20 protein-coding genes are annotated in these 20345 nt (G+C 64.7%); 8 read left to right on the forward strand and 12 right to left on the reverse strand.

The window, feature by feature from the left end:
* Positions 1-8: 8 nt before the first annotated feature.
* From QM801_RS16170 to QM801_RS16185, 4 genes are all read right to left on the reverse strand, one after another.
* Positions 9-665 carry a CpaD family pilus assembly protein gene (locus QM801_RS16170; RefSeq protein ID WP_415020235.1) on the reverse strand — a complete coding sequence of 219 codons (657 nt, stop codon included), beginning with the start codon at positions 663-665 and terminating at the stop codon, positions 9-11.
* A gap of 26 nt (positions 666-691) precedes the next feature.
* A complete protein-coding gene (locus QM801_RS16175) occupies positions 692-2131 on the reverse strand; it encodes a type II and III secretion system protein family protein (protein ID WP_415020236.1) in 1440 nt (479 codons plus the stop codon).
* A 12-nt stretch (positions 2132-2143) separates the two neighbouring features.
* Positions 2144-2965 carry a Flp pilus assembly protein CpaB gene (gene cpaB / locus QM801_RS16180; RefSeq protein ID WP_415020237.1) on the reverse strand — a complete coding sequence of 274 codons (822 nt, stop codon included), beginning with the start codon at positions 2963-2965 and terminating at the stop codon, positions 2144-2146.
* A gap of 121 nt (positions 2966-3086) precedes the next feature.
* Positions 3087-3599, reverse strand: coding sequence for an A24 family peptidase (locus QM801_RS16185; RefSeq protein ID WP_415020238.1), 513 nt, complete (start codon positions 3597-3599; stop codon positions 3087-3089).
* A gap of 435 nt (positions 3600-4034) precedes the next feature.
* Between QM801_RS16185 and QM801_RS16190 the strand changes: the two genes are divergently transcribed.
* The 5 genes from QM801_RS16190 to QM801_RS16210 all read left to right on the forward strand — a co-directional run bounded on the left by QM801_RS16190 (position 4035) and on the right by QM801_RS16210 (position 8322).
* Positions 4035-4526 carry a pilus assembly protein N-terminal domain-containing protein gene (locus QM801_RS16190; protein ID WP_415020239.1) on the forward strand — a complete coding sequence of 164 codons (492 nt, stop codon included), beginning with the start codon at positions 4035-4037 and terminating at the stop codon, positions 4524-4526.
* Between the two features lie 227 nt (positions 4527-4753).
* A complete protein-coding gene (locus tag QM801_RS16195) occupies positions 4754-5263 on the forward strand; it encodes a TadE/TadG family type IV pilus assembly protein (protein ID WP_415020240.1) in 510 nt (169 codons plus the stop codon).
* Positions 5264-5276: 13 nt separating this feature from the next.
* Positions 5277-5855, forward strand: coding sequence for a TadE/TadG family type IV pilus assembly protein (locus QM801_RS16200; RefSeq protein ID WP_415020241.1), 579 nt, complete (start codon positions 5277-5279; stop codon positions 5853-5855).
* A gap of 137 nt (positions 5856-5992) precedes the next feature.
* Positions 5993-6835 (forward strand): EamA family transporter, encoded by an 843-nt coding sequence (locus QM801_RS16205; protein WP_415020242.1) that lies wholly within the window; start codon positions 5993-5995, stop codon positions 6833-6835.
* A gap of 56 nt (positions 6836-6891) precedes the next feature.
* On the forward strand, positions 6892-8322 hold the full coding sequence (locus QM801_RS16210; RefSeq protein ID WP_415020243.1) for an aldehyde dehydrogenase family protein: 1431 nt from the start codon (positions 6892-6894) through the stop codon (positions 8320-8322).
* A gap of 348 nt (positions 8323-8670) precedes the next feature.
* Here the strand turns inward: QM801_RS16210 and QM801_RS16215 are convergent, their stop codons facing one another.
* The 4 genes from QM801_RS16215 to QM801_RS16230 are packed head-to-tail and all read right to left on the reverse strand — an operon-like array spanning position 8671 to position 11754.
* On the reverse strand, positions 8671-9558 hold the full coding sequence (locus QM801_RS16215; protein WP_415020244.1) for a DMT family transporter: 888 nt from the start codon (positions 9556-9558) through the stop codon (positions 8671-8673).
* A complete protein-coding gene (locus QM801_RS16220; protein ID WP_415020245.1) occupies positions 9555-10202 on the reverse strand; it encodes a fumarylacetoacetate hydrolase family protein in 648 nt (215 codons plus the stop codon). Before QM801_RS16220 ends, QM801_RS16215 begins: the two co-directional genes overlap by 4 nt.
* Positions 10199-10801, reverse strand: coding sequence for a bifunctional nicotinamidase/pyrazinamidase (gene pncA / locus QM801_RS16225; protein WP_415020246.1), 603 nt, complete (start codon positions 10799-10801; stop codon positions 10199-10201). The genes QM801_RS16220 and pncA overlap by 4 nt, the downstream gene beginning before the upstream one ends.
* On the reverse strand, positions 10801-11754 hold the full coding sequence (locus tag QM801_RS16230; protein WP_415020247.1) for a glucokinase: 954 nt from the start codon (positions 11752-11754) through the stop codon (positions 10801-10803). The genes pncA and QM801_RS16230 overlap by 1 nt, the downstream gene beginning before the upstream one ends.
* 118 nt (positions 11755-11872) lie before the next feature.
* Here QM801_RS16230 and QM801_RS16235 point away from each other — a divergent pair, with 118 nt between their 5' ends.
* Both QM801_RS16235 and QM801_RS16240 read left to right on the forward strand, forming a co-directional pair.
* Positions 11873-13444 carry a peptide chain release factor 3 gene (locus tag QM801_RS16235; protein WP_415020943.1) on the forward strand — a complete coding sequence of 524 codons (1572 nt, stop codon included), beginning with the start codon at positions 11873-11875 and terminating at the stop codon, positions 13442-13444.
* A gap of 248 nt (positions 13445-13692) precedes the next feature.
* Positions 13693-14430 (forward strand): DUF599 domain-containing protein, encoded by a 738-nt coding sequence (locus QM801_RS16240; RefSeq protein WP_415020248.1) that lies wholly within the window; start codon positions 13693-13695, stop codon positions 14428-14430.
* A gap of 118 nt (positions 14431-14548) precedes the next feature.
* Here QM801_RS16240 and eda read toward each other — a convergent pair whose 3' ends face one another.
* The 4 genes from eda to zwf are packed head-to-tail and all read right to left on the reverse strand — an operon-like array spanning position 14549 to position 19169.
* A complete protein-coding gene (gene eda, locus QM801_RS16245; protein ID WP_415020249.1) occupies positions 14549-15193 on the reverse strand; it encodes a bifunctional 4-hydroxy-2-oxoglutarate aldolase/2-dehydro-3-deoxy-phosphogluconate aldolase in 645 nt (214 codons plus the stop codon).
* Positions 15193-17013 (reverse strand): phosphogluconate dehydratase, encoded by a 1821-nt coding sequence (gene edd / locus QM801_RS16250; RefSeq protein WP_415020250.1) that lies wholly within the window; start codon positions 17011-17013, stop codon positions 15193-15195. Before edd ends, eda begins: the two co-directional genes overlap by 1 nt.
* A 21-nt stretch (positions 17014-17034) precedes the next feature.
* Complete coding sequence (pgl, locus tag QM801_RS16255) at positions 17035-17691, reverse strand: 6-phosphogluconolactonase (RefSeq protein WP_415020251.1); 657 nt, start codon at positions 17689-17691, stop codon at positions 17035-17037.
* Positions 17688-19169 carry a glucose-6-phosphate dehydrogenase gene (gene zwf, locus QM801_RS16260; protein ID WP_415020252.1) on the reverse strand — a complete coding sequence of 494 codons (1482 nt, stop codon included), beginning with the start codon at positions 19167-19169 and terminating at the stop codon, positions 17688-17690. Before zwf ends, pgl begins: the two co-directional genes overlap by 4 nt.
* A 152-nt stretch (positions 19170-19321) precedes the next feature.
* Between zwf and QM801_RS16265 the strand changes: the two genes are divergently transcribed.
* Positions 19322-20245 (forward strand): carbohydrate kinase family protein, encoded by a 924-nt coding sequence (locus tag QM801_RS16265; protein ID WP_415020253.1) that lies wholly within the window; start codon positions 19322-19324, stop codon positions 20243-20245.
* The last annotated feature ends 100 nt before the right edge of the window (positions 20246-20345 follow it).

Genomic DNA, 20345 nt, shown 5'->3' on the forward strand with positions numbered 1-20345 from the left:
AACCTTCATCAGAAGCCGAAGATGCTTGGCGTGCCCGAAGAAGATTGACCGTTGCTGATTTTCTTGATGGCTGCGGTGCCGCTTGCCGCCTGCGAGGGCGACACAGCTGTGGGTGTGACCGCATCAGAGGGATTGGCCAGCATGGCCGCGAGGTTGTTCTGAACGGCGCAGCCGTGGTTCGGCATCTGCTCGTTGCTGTAGGAGTGGGCCGAGTCCATCGTCCAGTTGCCGCAGGCCGGGCTGTGGGCCGTCGCCTTGACGTAGCCGATCTGCACGGGAGCCGAGGCCGGCGCCGGATAGGTCGCCATGCGGATCATGCTGCGTGGCACGCCTTGCTGGAGGACAAGACTTGCCACGTCATTGGCCACGCGGGCCGAGGCGCCGCCGCCGGCAGGCCGCCGGATCACGATGGGCGACTGGCCACCTGACTGCGACTGGCGGGCGAAGCGGGCAACCGCGATCACCTGGTTGGGCTGCAGCGCGCCATGCACGCTGGCCACTTCCATGGTGACGGGGCCGCGCGAGTACTCGATGGGGAAGCGTTCTTCCGGCGAGAGCGGCACATAGGCATCGTCGAGCGCCAGATCTTCGCGCGCGCATCCGGCGAGGCCGAGGCTTGCAGCGAGCGCCACCAGCGTGAGGGACTTCCGAGACAGAACAGACATACGCATTTTCCTAAACCTTTCCCGGCTCACTCGACGATGAAGCCAACATTGCCGTGATACGTGCCATCAGGAGCCTTGCCGCCGCCGTAGACCTTGTTCAGACGGCCGAGCAGGATGGTCTGGCGGTCGGTGGGGGTGTTGTAGCCGTCGTCAGGCGAGGCGAGCTGCTTCTCTCCGGTGGGGCGCACCAGATAGGGCGTCACGATGACGACGAGTTCGGTTTCGTTCGCCGCGTAGTCGCGGCTGCGGAACAGAGCACCCAGCACCGGCAGGGTCTTGAGTCCTGGCGTGCCCTTGATGGTCTGGCTCGTCGTGTTGCGGATCAGGCCGGCGATCATCATCGAACCGCCGCTCGGCATTTCAAGGACGGTTTCAGCCGTGCGCTTGTTGAGGGTGGGGATCGATGTGTCGCTGACCGAGGGAGCGAACTCGCTCACTTCCGTCTTGATCTTGAGGTTGATGCGGCCGGCATCGAGCACGGTCGGCGTGAAGTTCAGGCTGACGCCGTATTCCTTGTACTCGTACCTGGTGCAGGAGCCGGCAGTGCGGTCATATTCCACGCAGTAGGGGAACTCGCCGCCCGCCAGGAACTTGGCATCAGCACCGGTGATGGCGGTCAGGTTCGGTTCGGCCAGGGTGCGCAGCAGGCCATCGGATTCCATGGCGCGCACGGTGCTGTCGAAGCTCGAGCCGCCGCTGGCGAAGGAGCCGGCATAGCCGCCGGCCGAGCTGATCAGCGGGTTGGCGAAGGGATTCATGTTTGAGAGGTTGAAGGCGAAGCTGCCGGCCTTGATGAGGGCCTGGAAGTTGATGCCGAGCTGTTTCAGCACGTCGCGGCGGATTTCAACCACCTTCACCTTCAGCGTCACCTGGTCTTCGCCATCGACCTTGATGGTGTTGATCAGGCTCGAGCCGCTGGTGAAGAACGAGGAGGACTGCACGAACTGGGTGGCGAGATCGACGGCCGTCTTGGCTTCGAGCTGGCTGCGGGCGGTGCCGCCCAGAATGACGTTGTTGTTGACGGTGTCGACTGTGACCCTGGTGCCGGGCAGCGAGCGCTGCAGCAGCTTCTTGATGGCAGTCGTGTCGAGGGCCACCTCGAGGTCGAGGTTGAGAATCTGCTGGCCGCTGGCGTCGAAGAAGAAGATGTTGGTCTGGCCGGGCTTGCGGGCAAAGAGATAGGCGGTGTTCTTGGAGCGCACCACCGCATCGACGATTTCCGGGTTGCCGACGATCACGTCACGGGCATCGGCGGGAAGCTTCACCACCACCGACTTGTTGAGGCCGATGCGGACGAAGCGGCCGTCGCTGGAATTGGCGGCATCGAGGTCCGTGGCGAGAGCACGGGGCGCCGTCGCGGCCTGAATGGAGATGGCCAGTGCGGCTGCGGTCATCAGGCCTGCCAGCAGCCATCCTGCCTTTGCCACCGGGCGCGCGAGAAACGAGGTGTTGAAGTTCATGAACATGACGCGTGTGCCTCAGCGATTGGTAGCGTAGGTTTCGATGCCCGCGCGGATGAAGAGCGTATCGGTCGACTTGGTCGCGCCGTTGCTCCGGTACTTTTCTGCGAGGACGGGCCCCTCTTCGAGGGTCTTGGAATCGGTTTCGGCGATGGAGCGGAGCGAGAGCGCAAGCTCACCTTCCGATTCCACCTTGGCCAGGATCTCGGCCTGTTCGGGATGAAGCTCGAGGGTTGCCGTTTCCACTTCCTTCATGGAAACCTCGTCGCCCTCCTGGACCTTCTTGAACACCTGGTCCATGGCGAGCACGCGGACATTGGTGATCACCGTCTCGCTGCGCACCAGCTGGCCCTGGCCCGGAATCTTCTTGGTCAGGATCACGTCGACGCGGTCATTGGGGAGGATGAAGCCGCCCGCCGAGGAGCGCAGCGACACCGCCACCGAGATGGCGCGCATGCCCTTGGGCAGGATGGCGCTGATGAAGCCGCCGTCGCCGGGCTTGACGATCTTCTTGTCGTTGATCACTTCGCCTTCGAACATCGGAACGAAGGCGCGGGCCTCGGCGTACTTCTCTTCCGCATCCGGCATCTCTTCCTTCGTGATCATCGGATCGAGGACATTGTCCTTGGGCCAGGCCTTCCAGATCAGGCTGCCGGCCGCCAGCTTTTCGCCCGTCTGGATATCGCGGGCGGCGACCAGCACATCTGTCGTCTCGACTTTGGAAATGATCTGCGGCGCGGGGGCAGCGGCCTTCTTGCCAATCACGCCCTTGGCCAGCATGGCCGCAACGACGGCCGCACCAATCGAACCGGCCAACACCACAACGCGCATCTTACTCATCAGAAGATCCTCACAGGTGGAGCCCACGCGACATCGCGGAGCACACGCTCACTCGCCGACCATCTTTCGGACGGAATGGCAAAATATTGGTTAATGTTATCCATAATGTTGGAAACGATGCTCATGAGACGCCCGTCACCCACCATGTTTGGGGAAAAGCAACGATCGCGCCCACTGCAAGCGCGAAGCCGTAGGGAAGCTTCGGCCTGATCTTTTTTGCAGCCTTGGTAAGACGCGAATCATCACCAGGCCCGTGGATCTCGAAGATCGTCACGATCAGCGACCACACGGCCACTGCCGCGGCAAGCCCGCCGCCTGCGAGCACGGTGGCAACAAGGAAGGGCAGCGTCTGCGAGGTGCCGAACCAGAGTCCTGCCGCGGCCATCAGCTTGGCGTCGCCGCCGCCGAAGAGACCAAATGAAAAGAGCAGGAAGCCCGCGGCAAAGAGAATGAGGCCGGCGAGCAGATGCCAGCCGAACTCGGCAAGCGGCATGCCGGTGAGCCAGGCCATGGGAAAGAAGAGAGCGGCGGTTGCCAGCGTCAGCCAGTTGGGAATGCGGAACGAGGCAAGGTCGCTGATGGCGGCCGTGATCATCAGGATCGGCAGCAGGGCAATCGAGAGCGTATGAATCATTGAACGGGTCCGTCGGGCGCTGGCTTGCAGGCAACAGCCCCGGAGACGGAACTGCTTGTGTGAGTCTTACTCTCCCACGCGAGGCGTAAAGACGCGGTTAACCTTGATGATTCGAAATGCGGGGAGGAACTTCCCGGGTGATCTGCCTCACGCATTTATTATGTGATGCGCGCTCTCTTGCGCCGTCATTCCATCCAAGCAGCGCCATGCGCTGCGCGAGATGGAACCCCGCTTTGGAGTTTGCCAGGAAGCGGGGTTCCATGTCTCGCGACGCTTCCGCATCGCTCGCATGGAATGACGATGGAGAGGATTGCGCGAGGAGAACAAGCACCGCTCTCCCTCCGGTAACCGAAGATTCACCATTCCCATGCAAGGTTCGGTGAGAAAGACAGGTGCCCCCATGCGCCTGAGCATCATGCCAAGAGGTTTGTCCGCATGCGTCTTCGTTCGACACTGATCCTGACCGCCGCCCTCGCCGGACTTGCCCTTGCGCTTCCTGCAACCGGCGCAAGCGCCGCCGAGAAGCTCGTTCTCGAAACCGATCACTCGCAGATCATCGTGCTGCCGTCGCTTCCGGGCTCGATCGTGATCGGCAACCCGACGATTGCGGATGCCACCGTCGAGGGCAACAAGCTCTTCGTCCATGGCCGCAGCTTCGGCACCACCAACATGATGATCATGGACATGTCGGGCAACGAGGTGGCGAGCTTCGAAGTCTCCGTCACCCACGTGACCGAGAACACCGTGGCCCTCTTCAAAGGCACCGCCCGCGAATCATACAACTGCGCACCCTACTGCGAGGCCGAGATGCAGATCGGCGATGCCCCGGTCTTCTCTGCTGCGGTCATCGAGCAGACGAAGAAGAAGATCGAACTCGCCACGGGCACGGATACCGCCAAGTCGGATGCGCCGCCCGCCCCGCAATGAGCCGGGCGTGGTTAACGGATACGAGGGGCTGTTCCTGCCGGAACGGCCCCTTTTTCTTTGCAGACGCAGGCTGTTACGTAAAATTTTAGACAATGCGTTCAAAAAGCTGAAAGGCCGCGGTGATATGGGTGAGCTGACGGCACAGCCTCCGGATCGTGAGGCGTGGGGAGTAAGGTGTTATGGGTCTGAGGTTTTCACCAAGGAAATTCTGGAAGAATACCCGCGGTGTGACGGCCATTGAATTCGCCATGGTCGCGCCGGTGTTCTTCTTCGCCATGGGCGCGGTCGTCGAGACCGGCCTCATGCTGTACAACGAATACGTCCTGCAATCGAGCGTGCAGGAAGCCGCCCGCAAGATCAGGACCGGGCAGGCCCAGCTTGCCGGCATGAACGCCGGCACTTTCAAGACGCAGATCTGCAGCCTCGCCAATGCGGCGATGGACTGCAACGGCAAGGTCAAGGTCTACGTCAAATCGGCCGCCACCTTTGCAGCCCTCAAGGCGGCGATCCCCTCCTATCTCAATGTCGGCACCTCCTACGGCGGGCAGCCCTCCTACACGTCCTATGACTGCGGCGGGCCCTCCGTGCCGGTCGCCGTCATCGCGACGTATGACTGGAACATCGTGCTGCCCTTCATGAGCGCCTTCGGCAACGTGAACAACGACAAGATCCGCCGCATCGCCGGCGTGGCCATGTTCATGAACGAGCCGTTCCCCTCCGGCACGAACTGTTCATAAGCGAGGAATGGCCATGCTCAGCACCTTCCGCACATTCTTCCGCGCCGACAATGGCGTGGCGGCGATCGAAACCGCCATCATCATGCCGTTCCTGCTCATCCTCTATTTCGGCATGATCGACCTCACGGCGATGATCTCCTTCAACCGCAAGATCACCTATTCCGCGAGCGTGATCGCCGATCTCGTGGCGCAGAACCGCACCAACATCCTCAAGACCCAGATCGACGACTACTACAACGCCGCCGCCATGGTGATGGCGCCCACGCCCTCGAACCAGATCAAGGTTGCCGTCTACGGCTACCGCAAGGTGGGCACGAACGTGACCCAGATCTGGAAGACCCAAAGCCCACAGGGCCCGGTGTGCACCACGACGCCCAACACCACGGCGATCGGCCAGCTCATGACCGCCAGCAACGACGTGGTCGTGGCCATCTCCTGCATGCGCTACACGCCCTATATCGGCACCTTCCTGGGCGAGAAGCTCCTGGGCGCCACCACCTTCAAGGTGGAACAGGCGATCATGGTGCGTCCGCGCTCCACCTCGCAGCTCACCTGCTACCAGACCGCCGTGGGTGGCGCCGTCTGCACCTGAGCTGAGCCAGTTCCCGGCAATCGAAAGGCCCGGCGCCCGCGCCCGGGCCTTTTTTGTTGCGCCGGGGGGCGACACGGCCTAACCCTCCGGGCCTTCCCGCCTCCCTTCCCCGCCTCCCATCCCCGACGGCCACGGTCTTGAGCACAACGGTCTTTCTTCTCGTCCTTTTCGCGGCGTTCCTGCACGCGGCCTGGAATGTCCAGGTCAAGCTCAACATCGACCGCTTCCTCGGCCTCTTCCTGATCCAGACGGGCATGGGCATCTTCGGCGTGCTGATGCTCATCTTCTTCGGCATGCCCACCGGCGTCAGCATCGTCTATGCGCTGGTCTCCGGCGTGCTGCACACGGGCTACAACCTCTTCCTCGCCCGCAGCTACCAGACCGGCGATCTCTCGCTCGTCTATCCGCTCGCCCGTGGTGGCGCCCCCTTCCTCACCCTGCTCGGCACCTCGCTCATCATGCATGACGTGCCCACGCCGCTGGCTACGGTGGGCATCGTGGTGCTGCTTGTCGGCCTCCTCATGGCCGGGCTCTCCGGCATCCGCCGCGCCAAGGTCGATGGCCGCACCCTCTTCTTTGCCGGCGGCACCGCCGTCTTCATCGCCGTCTACACGGTGGTGGATGGACTGGGCGGGCGCGTCTCGGGCGCACCCATCGCCTATGCCGGCCTCGTCTTCGTGCTCGATGGCGCCTTCCTCTTCGTCACCGGTCTTTTGATGCGCGGCCCCGTGATCCTCACCCAGGTGTTGCCGCACTGGAAGAAGGGTCTCGCCGGGGCTGCGGCCTCGTCGCTGGCCTATGCCATCGTCATCTGGGCCATGGCGCAGGCGCCCATCGCCACGGTTGCAGCGCTGCGCGAGACCAGCATCATCTTCGCGCTCGTCATGTCGGCCCGCCTGCTCAAGGAAACCCTGACGGTGCAACGCGTTCTGGGGGCGCTCCTCATCGCCGCGGGCGCAATCCTGCTGCGCATCGGCTGATGCTTGCGGAGGGCAGCGCCCTTCTCTAATTTCTTTCAGGAACAAGGATTTCGAACATGCTGCACAAGAATTACATCGCCGGTGAATGGATCGAGGGCGCTTCGGCCAAGGACAACATCAACCCCTCCGACGTGAGCGATGTGGTGGGCACCTACGCCCAGGCCGATGCGGCCCAGACGCTTGCCGCCATCGCCGCCGCGAAGGCCGCCCTTCCCGGCTGGTCGGCCACCACGCCGCAGCAGCGCGCCGACATTCTCGAAGCGATCGGCGTCGAACTTCTCGCCCGCAAGGACGAGATCGGCCGCCTGCTCGCCCGCGAAGAAGGAAAGCCGCTCGCCAACGGCGTCGCCGAGACCATGCGCGCCGCCCAGATCTTCAAGTTCTTCGCCCAGGAAGCGCTGCGCGTCGATGGCGTTGCCGTTCCCTCGGTGCGGCCCGGCGTCGACATCACCATCACGCGCGAGCCGGTGGGTGTCGTCGGCCTCATCTGCCCGTGGAACTTCCCCATCGCCATTCCGGCCTGGAAGATGGCGCCCGCCCTTGCCTATGGCAACACGGTGGTCTTCAAGCCGGCCGACCTCGTGCCGGCCTGCGCCTGGGCCCTCACCGACATCGCCCAGCGCGCCGGCCTGCCCAAGGGCGTGCTCAACCTCGTCATGGGGCGCGGCTCGGTGGTGGGCCAGGCCATGCTCAACTCGCGCGACGTGAACGCCATCTCCTTCACCGGCTCGGTGCAGACGGGCGGCCGCGTGGCCCAGGCCTGTGCCGCCCGCGGCGCCAAGTTCCAACTCGAGATGGGCGGCAAGAACCCGCTCGTCGTCCTCAACGATGCCAATCTCGATGCCGCCGTTGCAGGTGCCGTCGACGGCGCTTTCTTCCAGACCGGGCAGCGCTGCACCGCCTCGTCGCGCCTCATTGTCGAGAGCAAGATCCACGATGCCTTCGTCGAGAAGGTGGTGACGGCGATCAAGGCGCTGAAGGTTGATCACGCCCTGAAGGACGGCACGCAGGTCGGCCCCGTCGTTGACGAGTCGCAGCTGAAGCAGGATGAAATGTACATCGACATCGGCCGCAAGGAAGGCGAACTCGCCTGGGGTGGCGAGCGCCTCAACCGCGACACCAAGGGCCACTACCTCTCGCCCGCGCTCATCATCAATACGAAGAACGACATGCGCATCAACCGCGAGGAAGTGTTCGGGCCCGTTGCCTCGGTGATCAAGGTCGACAGCTATGACGAAGCGCTGGCGGTGGCCAACGACACGGACTTCGGGCTGTCATCGGGCATCTACACCACCTCGCTCAAGGCCGCGACCGACTTCCGCAAGAAGTCGCAGGCCGGCATGGTGATGGTGAACCTGCCGACGGCGGGTGTGGATTATCACGTGCCGTTCGGCGGCCGGAAGGGCTCGAGCTTCGGCCCGCGCGAACAGGGCCGCTACGCCGCGGAGTTCTACACGTCGGTGAAGACGGCTTACGTACTGGCGTAAGACCGCTTTCGACCTCGTCACTTAAACCCTCTCCCGTCATTCCGGACGCGCGCCTTGATCGAGCGCAAGCGAGATGTCGCGCGCGAGCCGGAATCCAGCTTTGCCTGATCACAAAACACAGAGGCTGGGCCCCCGCCTTCGCGGGGGTGACGTGTTTTAGGGGCGTGGGCCATGACGTTCGATAGATCGCGTTCCCTTCAACGCTCCCGTTCACCGTCATTCCGGACGCAGCACCCGATCGAGCGCACGCGAGATGTCGCGCGCGAGCCGGAATCCAGCTTTGCCTGATCACGCATCCGAAAAAAGGAAGCTGGGCCCCCGCCTTCGCGGGGGTGACCGTGGGGGAGGTCAGTCCTCCGGCAGTACTTCCTGGACCGTCGTTCCGCCCAGCTTGCGCTCGCGGGCGAAGACATAGACGCCGCTTGCGACCACGATCACCGCACCGATCAGCGTCCAGTGATCGGGGAACTGCCCGAACACCACGGCGCCCGCGATCGTCATCCAGATGATCTGGGTGTAGATGAAGGGCGCAATGGCCGAGGCAGGTGCGAGGCGGTGCGCCTTGATCAGCATGAAGTGGCCAAGCGTTCCCATCACGCCCATCATCAGCATCAGCAGCCATTCGAAGCCCTGCGGCGTCTGCCAGACGCGGGTGAGCGGCAGGGCCGCACCCAGTGCGCCAACCAGTCCCACATAGAAGAGCGAGGTCTGGGTGGCATCGGCGCCACCCACCTTGCGCGTGGTGATGTTGTAGAGCGCGCCGAACAGCGCGCTCGAGAGCGACACCAGCATGGCCCAGTGGAAGTTCATGGTACCGGGCCGCATGATCACCAGCACGCCAAGGAAACCGATCGCCACCGCAATCCAGCGGCGCAGCCCCACATGCTCGCCGAGAAGCGGCACCGACAGTGCGCAAACCAGCAGCGGCACGGTGAAGAAGATCGCCGCCGTCTGTGCCAGTTGCAGGTAGGACATGGCGGTGAAGTTGCACATGGTGGAGGCGAGCAGCAGCAGCCCGCGCGTCACCTGCAGATAGGGATGCCGCGTGGCGAGAAGCGCAACGCCGCCCGCCCGCCAGACGATGACGGCGGCAAAGACGAGCGCAATCGCATAGCGGAAGAACACGCCCACCAGGATGGGCAGGCTCTGCGAGGCATACTTGGCGGAGGTATCCAGCAGCGTGAACGATGCCATGGCCCCCATCAGCAGCAGTATGGCCTTGAGCCTGTCGCTCACGTCACCGTCACGTCGAACGTGCCAACCCCTTCGATGGCGGCATGGAGGCGGTCGCCCTTCTGCACGGCAGATACACCTGCCGGCGTTCCCGTGAAGATCACGTCGCCGGGCTTGAGGATGAAGTAGCGGCCGAGTTCGGCGATGATCTCGTCCACGCCCCAGATCATGGCGGCGATGTCACCGGTCTGGCGGCGTGTACCGTTCACATCGAGCGTGATGGCGCCTTTCTTCATCACATCGCTGCGCGGGGTGATAGGGCTCATGGGGGCGGAGAAGTCGAAGGCCTTGGAGGTGTCCCAGGCGCGGCCCAGCTTCTTGGCTTCGGCCTGAAGGTCGCGGCGGGTGAAATCGAGGCCGACGGCATAGCCGAAGATCGAGAGCCCCGGTCCCAGCGCCACCACCAGTTCCACCTCGTGGTGCACGTCCTTCGACATGGGCGGATAGGGAAACACGCCGTTGCCCACGGCGGCATCATTGGGCTTGGAAAAGAAGAAGGGCGGCTCGCGGCCGGCCACGCCCCCCATCTCCACCACATGCTCGTTGTAGTTCCGCCCCACGCAATAGATGCGGTGCAGGGGAAAGCGATTGGCCGTGCCTGCGACGGCGAGCGTCACGGGGTCCTGGGCCGGGAAAACGAGTGTCATGCGAGAATGATGTCCCGTGCGGAGAAGCTCTTGCGCGTGGCGTCAGCACTGCCGTTCAGGTCGATGGCGCGGGTGGCGCGCTCGATCACCGTCACGCTGAAGCCCAGCGCCTTCGCGTCTTCGGCGGAATAGCGCACGCAATAATCGAAGGCGAGGCCCACAAGGGTGAGACGGGTGAGGCCACGCTCCTGCAGGTAGCCGGCAAGGCCGGTGGGCGTCTTGCGGTCGTTCTCGAAGAAGGCCGAGTAGGAATCGATCGCCTTGCGGAAGCCCTTGCGGATGATGAGCTCGGCCCGCGTCACGTCGAGCTGCGGATGGAAGGCCGCACCCTCGCTGCCGATGACGCAATGGTCGGGCCACACCGTCTGCGGGCCATAAGGCATGGTGATGGTGCTGAAGGGGGCAACACCTTCATGCTGCGAGGCGAAGGAGGAATGATCCGCGGGGTGCCAGTCCTGGGTGAGCACCACGTGATTGAAGTCGTGAGCGAGGCTGTTGACCAGCGGCACGATCTCGTTGCCGCCCGCAACAGCCAAGCGGCCCGCCGGGCAGAAATCATTCTGCACGTCGATCACCAGCAGGGCACGGTTGTCGATCATCAGGCGGTCTCCATGGCGGCCAGCGCTGCCGCACAGCCCTTGAAGGCGGGGAAGCGGTCGGTGATCACGAACCACGGAATGGGCTTCATCACCTCGGCGATGCGGCCCTTCTCCTCGAACACGGCGCGGTACTTGGGAAGCTGCAGCTTGGCGGCGATCGAGGGCGCGATGCCGCCGGCAAGATAAACCCCGCCCCGCGCCTGCAGCGCCATGCCGACGTCACCGGAGGCGCGCGCAAGGAAGGTCATGAAATGATCGAGCGTCTTCTCCGCCGCAGCATCCCCACCCGCAAGCGCCGCCTGCAGCACCGCTTCCGGCGTCTGGTGCACGGCGGTTCCGGCCACGGCCCGGTAGAGCGAGAGAAGGCCCGGCCCCGTCAGAACGTCCTCGGCCTCCGCGAAGCGGTCGCGGCCCATGATCTTGTCCTTGAGGGCCAGTTCCTCGTTGGTGACCACGGGAAGCGTGGTGTGGCCAAGTTCGCCCGGAATGGGCATCCAGCCGCCCTTGGGGAGCGGCGCCAGCACGGCCATGCCGAGCCCCGTGCCCGGCCCCAGAACCACCTTCACGTGGGGTTTGGCCGGCAGCGTGCCGCCGATCTGCACGAGGTCCGCCGCCGCGATGTGGGGGAGAGACCACGCCAGTGCCTCGAAATCATTGAGCAGGCGGAAGCGCCGGGCCCTGGCGGCTTCCCGCAGGCTTTCGGCGCTGAAGGTCCAGTCGCGGTTGGTGAGGGTGATTACGTCCCGGTCCACGGGGGCTGCCACGTCGACGGCGGCTGCCGCCAGCTCCCGGATGCCGCGCTTCGTCACGTAGTGGGAAATTGCCGCCTCGAGGCCGCTGAAATTGTCGTTCTTCAGGACCTCGACATCGCGCACCTCCATGGTGCCCTGTTCCACCAGCCCGAAGCGGGAATTGGTGCCGCCGATATCGCCGAGAAGTGCCAGTTGTGTCATGGAAACGCCTTTCCGCCCCCCATGCCACAGCGGGGCTTTTTGGGCAACTCTCTGGACGCCCGGAGCCCGTTCGGCTAGAGCCCCCGGCAGCAGTTACAGAAGCGTTTTCCCAGTGTCCCTGACCATTCCCCAAGAGGTCGCCCGCCGGCGCACCTTCGCCATCATCTCGCACCCCGACGCGGGCAAGACCACGCTTACCGAAAAGCTCCTGCTCTTCGGTGGCGCCATCCAGCTTGCCGGCCACGTGCGCGCCAAGGGCGACCGCCGCCGCACCCGCTCCGACTGGATGGCAATCGAACGCCAGCGCGGCATCTCGGTCGTGACCTCGGTGATGACCTTCGAATACGGCGGCTGCGTCTTCAACCTGCTGGACACGCCCGGCCACGAGGACTTCTCGGAAGACACCTACCGCACCCTCACCGCCGTCGATGCCGCCGTCATGGTGATCGACGGGGCCAAGGGCATCGAAGACCGCACCCGCAAGCTCTTCGAGATCTGCCGCCTGCGCGACATCCCGATCATTACCTTCATCAACAAGCTCGACCGCGAGACCCGCGAGCCACTCGACCTCATCGACGAGATCGAGAAGGGCCTCGCCCTCACTGCCGTGCCCATGGTCTGGCCCATCGGTCTCGGCAAGGCCTTCGCCGGCACCTATGACCTGACCGAGCCCCGCATCCGCAAGCTCGACTCCGCCCCCGAGGGCGAAGAGGTCTCGGGCCCGGACGATGCGCGCGTCACCGCCCTCCTCGCGCCCGGCGCCGACCAGCACTTCCGCGACGAGATCGAACTCGTGCATTCGGTGACGCAAGGCTTCGACCGCAAGGGCTTCCTCGAGGGCCATCTCTCGCCTGTCTACTTCGGTTCGGCGATCAAGAACTTCGGCGTGCGCGACCTGCTCGAGGCGCTGATCAAGTATGCCCCGCCGCCCCGCGACCAACACGCCCGCCAGCGCGACGTGAAGGCGGTGGAACAGAAACTCACCGGCGTGGTGTTCAAGATCCAGGCCAACATGGACCCGAACCACCGCGACCGCATCGCTTTCATGCGCGTCTGCTCGGGCAAGCTCAACCGCGGGATGCGCACCCTCATCGTGCGCACCGGCAAGTCGCTTGCCCTCAATGCCCCGCAGTTCTTCTTTGCGCAGGACCGTTCGCTCGCCGAAGAGGCCTTCGCCGGCGACGTGGTGGGCATTCCGAACCATGGCGTGCTGCGCATCGGCGACACGCTGACCGAAGGCGAGGAGATCGTCTTCACAGGCGTGCCGAGCTTCGCACCGGAAATCCTCCGCCGCGTCAAGCTCAGCGATCCCATGAAGGCGAAGAAGCTGCGCTCGGCGCTGGAAGAACTGGCCGAGGAAGGCGTGGTGCAGCTGTTCACCCCGCTCGATGGCTCGGGCGCCATCGTCGGCGTGGTGGGTGCGCTGCAGCTCGACGTGCTGAAGGACCGCCTCAATCAGGAATATGGCGTGCCCGTCGATTTCGAAACCACCCGCTTCGAGGTGCTGCGCTGGATCGCCTGCGACGACAAGAAGATGCTGGACCAGTTCGTCGACGGCAACCGCTCGTCCATCGCGCATGATCTCGACGGTGCGCCGGTGCTGCTGGCGTCCTCCGCCTTCAACCTCAACTATACGCTGGAACGCGCCCCCGGCATCACCGCCCAGAAGATCAAGGAAATCCACGGGTAGGTCGGACGCACTCTTACTATCGTCATTCCATCCAAGCAGCACGGAGTGCTGCGCGAGATGGAACCCCGCTTTCTTTTGCCTCAGACAAAGCTGGGTTCCATGTCTCGCGGCGCGGCGCGCCGCTCGCATGGAATGACGGTTGTTGGGGTACCTCCTGAGCAGGGTAAAATGGGTCCCGCCCCCCGGGGCTTGGCAGCGCGAAAATTCCGCCCCTATAACCCTCTCCCGGGAGCCCGGAGGAGTGCAGCATGATTCCCTATGACCTCGACTTTCCCCGCGTGGCGGCGGTGCTGCTGATCTTCTTCATGTGGGGCGCCTATGGGCCCATTCTGTCGCTCCTCGGACGCGGCACCCTCAATGCCCAGCTTCACGTCGTCCGTCTGCGCTGGATGCGCATGCTGCTCAATTCGCCGCGCGAGAACCGCGTGATCGACGCGATCATGCTGGGGCAACTCTCGAGCAGCATGGCCTTCTTCGGTTCGGCCACGCTGATCCTGCTCGCAGGCCTTGTCGGCACGCTGGCCAGCGTCAACCACGTGCACGCCTCGCTCACCACCATGAGCTTCTTCCCGCCCATGTCGCTCGCCGTCTTCACGCTCTACTTCGCCACCCTCACGGTGATCATGGCGGTGTGCTTCTTCTCCTTCACCTATGCGCTCCGCAAGCTTGCCTATTCGCTCGCCATGATCGGCGGCCTCAACAATGCCGACGCGCGCACGCCCCACTGCACCGTGATGGTGGCGCAGACGGCGGTCGTCCTCACCGAAGCGGTGAAGAGCCTCAACAACGGCATCCGGGGCTACTACTTCGCGGTCGCAGCGCTCTTCCTTTTCGTCGGCCCCTATGTGGCGATGGGCGTCACCATCGGGGTGAGCCTGCTGCTTCTCTACCGCCAGGGCTTCTCGACCGAGTCGCTTGCGATCGAACGCTATGTGGTGGCGATGAACGACCTCGAGATGGAAGCGGAACGGCAGGGGAAGCTGTAGGAGTCCACCCTCATTCGCCCTGCGGGCACCTTCTCCCGCTAGCGGGAGAAGGCAGATCATCATCGCCCTCGCCCCCCGGGGGAGAGGGTCCGCGGAACGCGGGGGTGAGGGGGCAATGTCAACCTTTCAGCGCCGCAGCCTCACGCGCAAGCTTTTCTATGCCCGCCCAGTCACCGGCCGATACAAGCGCCTTGGGCGCCATCCACGAGCCGCCGAGGGTGATCACATTCGCAAGTTTGAGGTAGGTCGGCGCCAGCGCCGGGGTGATTCCGCCCGTGGGACAGAACTTCACCTGCGGAATGGGTTGCGACAGCGACGAGAGATAGGGCACGCCGCCTGCCGGTTCGGCCGGGAAGAACTTCTGGAAAGTGTAGCCGCGTTCGAGCAGCGTCATCACTTCGGTGGCCGTGACACCACCCGGCAGGAGTGGCATCTCCACCTCGGCTGCGGCATCAAGCAGGTTGGGCGAGGAGCCCGGCGACACCGCGAAGGCGCAGCCCGCCTTCGCCACCATCTCCAGCTGGGCCGGCGTCATCACCGTGCCGGCGCCGACGATCGCACCCTTGACCTCGGCCATGATGGCGCGGATCGAGTCCATCGCCGTTGCGGTGCGGAGCGTGATCTCGAGCACCGGCAGGCCGCCTGCCACCAGTGCCTTCGCCAGCGGCACAGCCTGCTTCACCTCGTCGATCACCATCACCGGCACCACGGGGGCAGCCTTGAGGATCTGTTCCACCCGCGCCTGCTTCTTCCTGTCCGGCATCACGCCACCTCGAAAATCGATGCGCCCTGGTCGGCGCGGCCCACGATGCGGCGGAAGGCCGAGAACAGCTCGCGGCCCACGCCCGTTTCATTGCCGGAGAGATCGGCGGTGGCGGGTTGGCGCGCGGCAAACTCCGCCGCGTCCACCAGCACCTCGAGCGTACCCGTCACCGCATCGATGCGGATCATGTCGCCGTCGCGGATCTTGGCGATGGGTCCGCCGTCTGCCGCCTCCGGTGTCACGTGGATGGCGGCGGGCACCTTGCCGCTGGCGCCCGACATGCGCCCGTCGGTGACGAGGCCCACCACCAGCCCACGGTTCTGCAACACGCTGAGCGATGGCGTGAGTGAGTGAAGTTCCGGCATGCCGTTCGCCTTCGGGCCCTGGAAGCGGACGACCGCGATGACATTGCCGTTGAGCGCGCCCGCCTTGAAGGCGGCCTTCAGTTCATCCTGCGAATGGAACACCTTGGCGGGGGCCTCCACCACATGGCGGTCGGCGGGAATGGCCGAGCACTTGATCACCGCCGTGCCGATGTTGCCCTTGAGCACCGCAAGCCCGCCCGTCTGCTGGAAAGGCTCAGCCGTGCCGCGCAGCACCTTGGGATTGGCGGTGGCCTTGGGCGCCTCCTTCCAGGTGAGCGTGCCCTTTTCCAGCACGGGGGCGGCGAGATAGCCGTCGAGGCCGGTGCCCATGACCGTCGTCACGTCCTTGTGCACGAGGCCCGCCTGCAACAGTTCGCGGATCAGCACGCCCATGCCACCCGCGGCGTGGAAGTGGTTCACGTCGTCGCTGCCGTTGGGATAGACGCGCGCCAGAAGCGGCACGGCCTGCGAGAGTTCGGCAAGATCATCCCAGGTGAGCACGATCCCCGCCGCCGCCGCCATGGCGATGAGGTGCATCGTATGATTTGTGGAGCCGCCGGTGGCGAGCAGGCCCACCACGCCGTTCACCACCGACTTCTCGTCATAGACCTTGCCCATGGGCGTGTATCGGTTGCCGAGTGCGGTGATCGACAGCGCCTGGCGCGCCGCCGCCTTGGTTACCTCGTCGCGGATTTCCGTGCCGGGGTTGAGGAAGGTCGTTCCCGGCAGGTGCAGCCCCATGATCTCCATCAGCATCTGGTTGGAGTTGGCGGTGCCGTAGAAGGTGCAGGTGCCCGGCGAGTGATAGGAGCGCGCCTCGGCATCCAGCAGCTCCTCGCGGCTCACCTTGCCCTCGGCATAGGCCTGGCGGATCTTGCCCTTCTCGTCGTTGCTCATGCCGCTCGGCATCGGCCCTGCCGGAATGAACACCGCCGGCAGATGCCCGAAGGCGAGCGCCCCGATCACCAGCCCCGGCACGATCTTGTCGCAGACACCGAGATAGACGGCGGCATCGAACATCTGGTGCGACAGGGCGACTGCGGTCGAGAGCGCGATCACCTCGCGCGAGAAGAGCGACAGCTCCATCCCCGCTTCGCCTTGCGTGACGCCATCGCACATGGCGGGAACACCGCCCGCCACCTGTGCCGTGCCGCCCGCCGCACGCGCCGCCTCGCGGATGAGGTCAGGATAGCGCTCGAAGGGCTGATGCGCCGAGAGCATGTCGTTGTAGGCGGTGACAATGGCGAGGTTCGGCCCGTCGCCCGAGCGCAGAGCCTGCTTGTCATGAGTGCCGCAGGCGGCAAAGCCGTGCGCGATGTTGGCACAGCCCAGCGACTTGCGGGCCGGGCGGTTCATCTGCGCCGCCTCGATGCGGTCGAGGTAGCGGCGGCGCGTCGGTTTCGAGCGCGCGATCAGCTTCTCGGTCACGGCTGAGATGGTTGAGGTCACGGACATGGAACGGTCTCCGATTGGCCTTCAGGGGCACCAGTAAAGATCAAGGGGTTTGGCCGCGGCAAGCACGGCGCGGATGGGCACTTCCAGCGGATCGCTGCCGGCGATGGCGGCGCGCAGCACGGTCATCTTCTCGTGGCCTTCGATGTGGAGGCACAGGCTTGATGCGGTCAGAAGTGCGGGCAGCGTGAAGGTGAGGCGGGGCTCGCCCGAGCCCGGCGCCGAGATGGCGATGATGGATTTATCCGTGTACGGATCAATCGCTTCAGCCAGCGTATCACCGCCCGGGAAGAACGAGGCCGTGTGGCCGTCCGCGCCCATGCCGAGCACCACGACATCAAGGGCAAGCTTTGCCGCTTCCGATTCGTTTTCGAAGAGTGGCACGAAGCGCGCCTTCGCGGCGGACTCGGCCAGCAACAGGCGGCGGACGAGGGCAGCGTTGGAGCGCGGATTGGCCTCCGGCACCTGGCGCTCGTCGACCAGCGTCACCACCACCCGGCTCCAGTCGGTTGATTGCATGGAGAGGGCCGCGAGAAAGAGTGCAGGTGTGGTGCCACCCGAAACGGCAAGCACCGCCTCCCCCTTCGCCGCAATCACCCGCGTCAGGTCGGCCGCAACCCGCGCCGCCAGCGCTTCCGCCAGCGCCTCGCGGGATTCGAAGGTGTTGTGCTGGCCGATCACGCCAGGCCCTCGTCATGCCAGGTGCGGCCGTCCCGCTCGATGAGAGCGATGGCCGAGGCCGGACCCCAGGTGCCGGCCGTGTAGGGCTTCGGCATGTCGTGGGAGAGCTTCCAGTAATCGAGGATGGGATCGACCCATGCCCAGGCCGCATCCACCTCGTCGCGGCGCATGAACAGCGTCTGGTTGCCGCGCACCACGTCCATGAGCAGGCGCTCGTAGGCGTCGGGGTTGCGCACGTTGAAGACCTCCTGGAAGGTCATGTCCACCGGCACCTGCTGCAGGCGCATGCCGCCCGGCCCCGGGTCCTTGATCATCAGGTCGAGCTTCACGCCCTCATTGGGCTGCAGGCGGATGACCAGCCGGTTGGGCATGGGCGGGCCTGCCGACGCCTCGAAGACGTTGTGGGGAATGTTGCGGAACTGCACCACGATTTCGGAAACGCGGGTGGGCAGACGCTTTCCGGTGCGGAGGTAGAAGGGCGTGCCGTTCCAGCGCCAGCTGCGGAGTTCGGCCTTGAGGGCGACGAAGGTTTCGGTTTCGGAGGTGGGACTGCCCAGTTCCTCGAGATAGCCCGGCACCGGACCCGACTCCGAGGCCCCGGCGCGGTATTGCCCGCGCACGATGTGATGCTCGAGGCGCTCGGCCGTCATCGGCTTCAGCGCCTTCAGGACCTTGAGCTTTTCATCGCGCACCGCATCGGCATTGAGGCACGAGGGCGGCTCCATGGCGGTGAGGCAGAGAAGCTGCAGCATGTGGTTCTGCACCATGTCGCGCATGGCGCCTGCCGTATCATAGTAGCCGGCGCGGCCCTCGACACCGAGGGTTTCCGCCACGGTGATCTGCACGTGGTCGATGTAGTTGTGGTTCCACAGGGGCTCGAACAGCACGTTGGCGAAGCGCAGCGCCATCAGGTTCTGCACCGTCTCCTTCCCGAGGTAGTGATCGATGCGGTAGATCGCCGGTTCGGGGAAGACCTTGCCGATCACGGTGTTGAGCGCCTCGGCGGATTCGCCCGACTTGCCCAGCGGCTTCTCCACCACCACGCGGGACTTTGGCGTGACGAGGCCATGCTGGCCCAACCGCTCGCAGATCGCGCCGAAGAGGTCGGGCCCCACGGCGAGGTAGAACACGCGGACCACGTCCTTGCGGTCGGCGAGTTCCTGGTCGATGGCGATCCAGCCGTCGTCCTTGGTGGCCTCGGCGGAATAGTAGCGGAGGCGGGCGAGGAAGCGGTCGACCACCTCCTTGGGCGCCTCGGAGGCCTTCACGTGGGAGGCAATCGCCTCGGCCGCAAAGGCCCGGAAGTCGTCGTGGCTCATGGCCTTGCGCGAGGTGCCGATAATGCAGGCGCCGGGCGGCAGCTGGCCCTGCTCGTCGCGGTGGAACAGGGCGGGCAGCAGCTTGCGCTGCGACAGGTCGCCCGTGGCGCCGAAGATCACGAGGTCGAAGTCATCGACGGGAATGATGCGGGTTGTCATGCGGGAATGGGGTCTCGCCGTTGGAGGGAAAGGATTTTGAGGTACGTACCTCAGGACTGTGACGCTTCCTAGACGCAATCAATTCTTCTGGCAATAAATCATTCACAGTGATTTATTGCGCAAAACGCATGGCTGATGGGAGGCAAGCAACCATGATTCTCTGTTGTGGCGAAGCACTGATCGATTTCCTGCCCCGGGAGGGCAAGGATGGTGCGGCGGTCTACCAGCCGGTGAACGGCGGCTCGGTCTACAACACCGCGATTGCGCTGGGGCGGCTTGGCGTACCGGTCGGCTTCTTCGCCGGCATCTCCACCGACTTCTTCGGCGACGGCATCCTCGAGGGCCTGACCGAGAGCCAGGTCAACCTCAAGTACATCCGCAAGAAGCCGCAGCACACCACGCTCGCCTTCGTGAAGCTCTCGAACGGCCACGCCCGCTATTCCTTCATCGATGATGCCTCCGCCGGGCGCAATCTTGTGAAGGCCGACATGCCGAAGCTGGGCAAGGATGTGGCGGCGCTCCACTTCGGCTCGATCTCGCTCATTCCGGAGCCCGAGGGCACCACCTACGAGGCGCTGCAGAAGCGCGAGGCCAAATCCCGCGTCATCTCGATTGATCCCAACATCCGCCCCTCGCAGATCAAGGACCGCAAGAAGCATCTCGCCCGTCTCGCCCGCATGATGGCGCTCGCCGACATCGTGAAGATTTCCGACGAGGACGTGCAGTGGATGACCGGCAAGACGGATTTCGCCGGCCCTGCGAAGAAGTGGCTGAAGGCAGGCGCGAAGGTTGTCGCGGTCACCCGGGGTGGGGAGGGCGTGGAGGTCTATGCCAAGGGCATCGCGCTCTCGCTGCCGGCACCGAAGGTGAAGGTGGCCGACACGGTGGGTGCGGGCGACACCTTCACGGCGGGCTTCCTCTGCCATCTCGAACGCAATGGCCTGCTCTCCAAGAAGGCGATTGCGTCCTTGAGCGAGGCGCAGCTCCGCGCCGCCGCCGAGTTCGCCATGGCCTGTGCTGCCGTCACCGTTTCCCGCCCCGGCGCCAACCCGCCCTGGGCGAAGGAAGTGGGCTGAGCGGGCGAGATCACCGCACGACATGCTTCGAGGCCGCTGCGCGGCACCTCAGCATGAGGAGCAACTACAACCTCATCCTGAGGTGCGAGGCGAAGCCGAG

This window comes from Aestuariivirga sp., assembly GCF_047600585.1.
Taxonomy (GTDB): domain Bacteria; phylum Pseudomonadota; class Alphaproteobacteria; order Rhizobiales; family Aestuariivirgaceae; genus Aestuariivirga.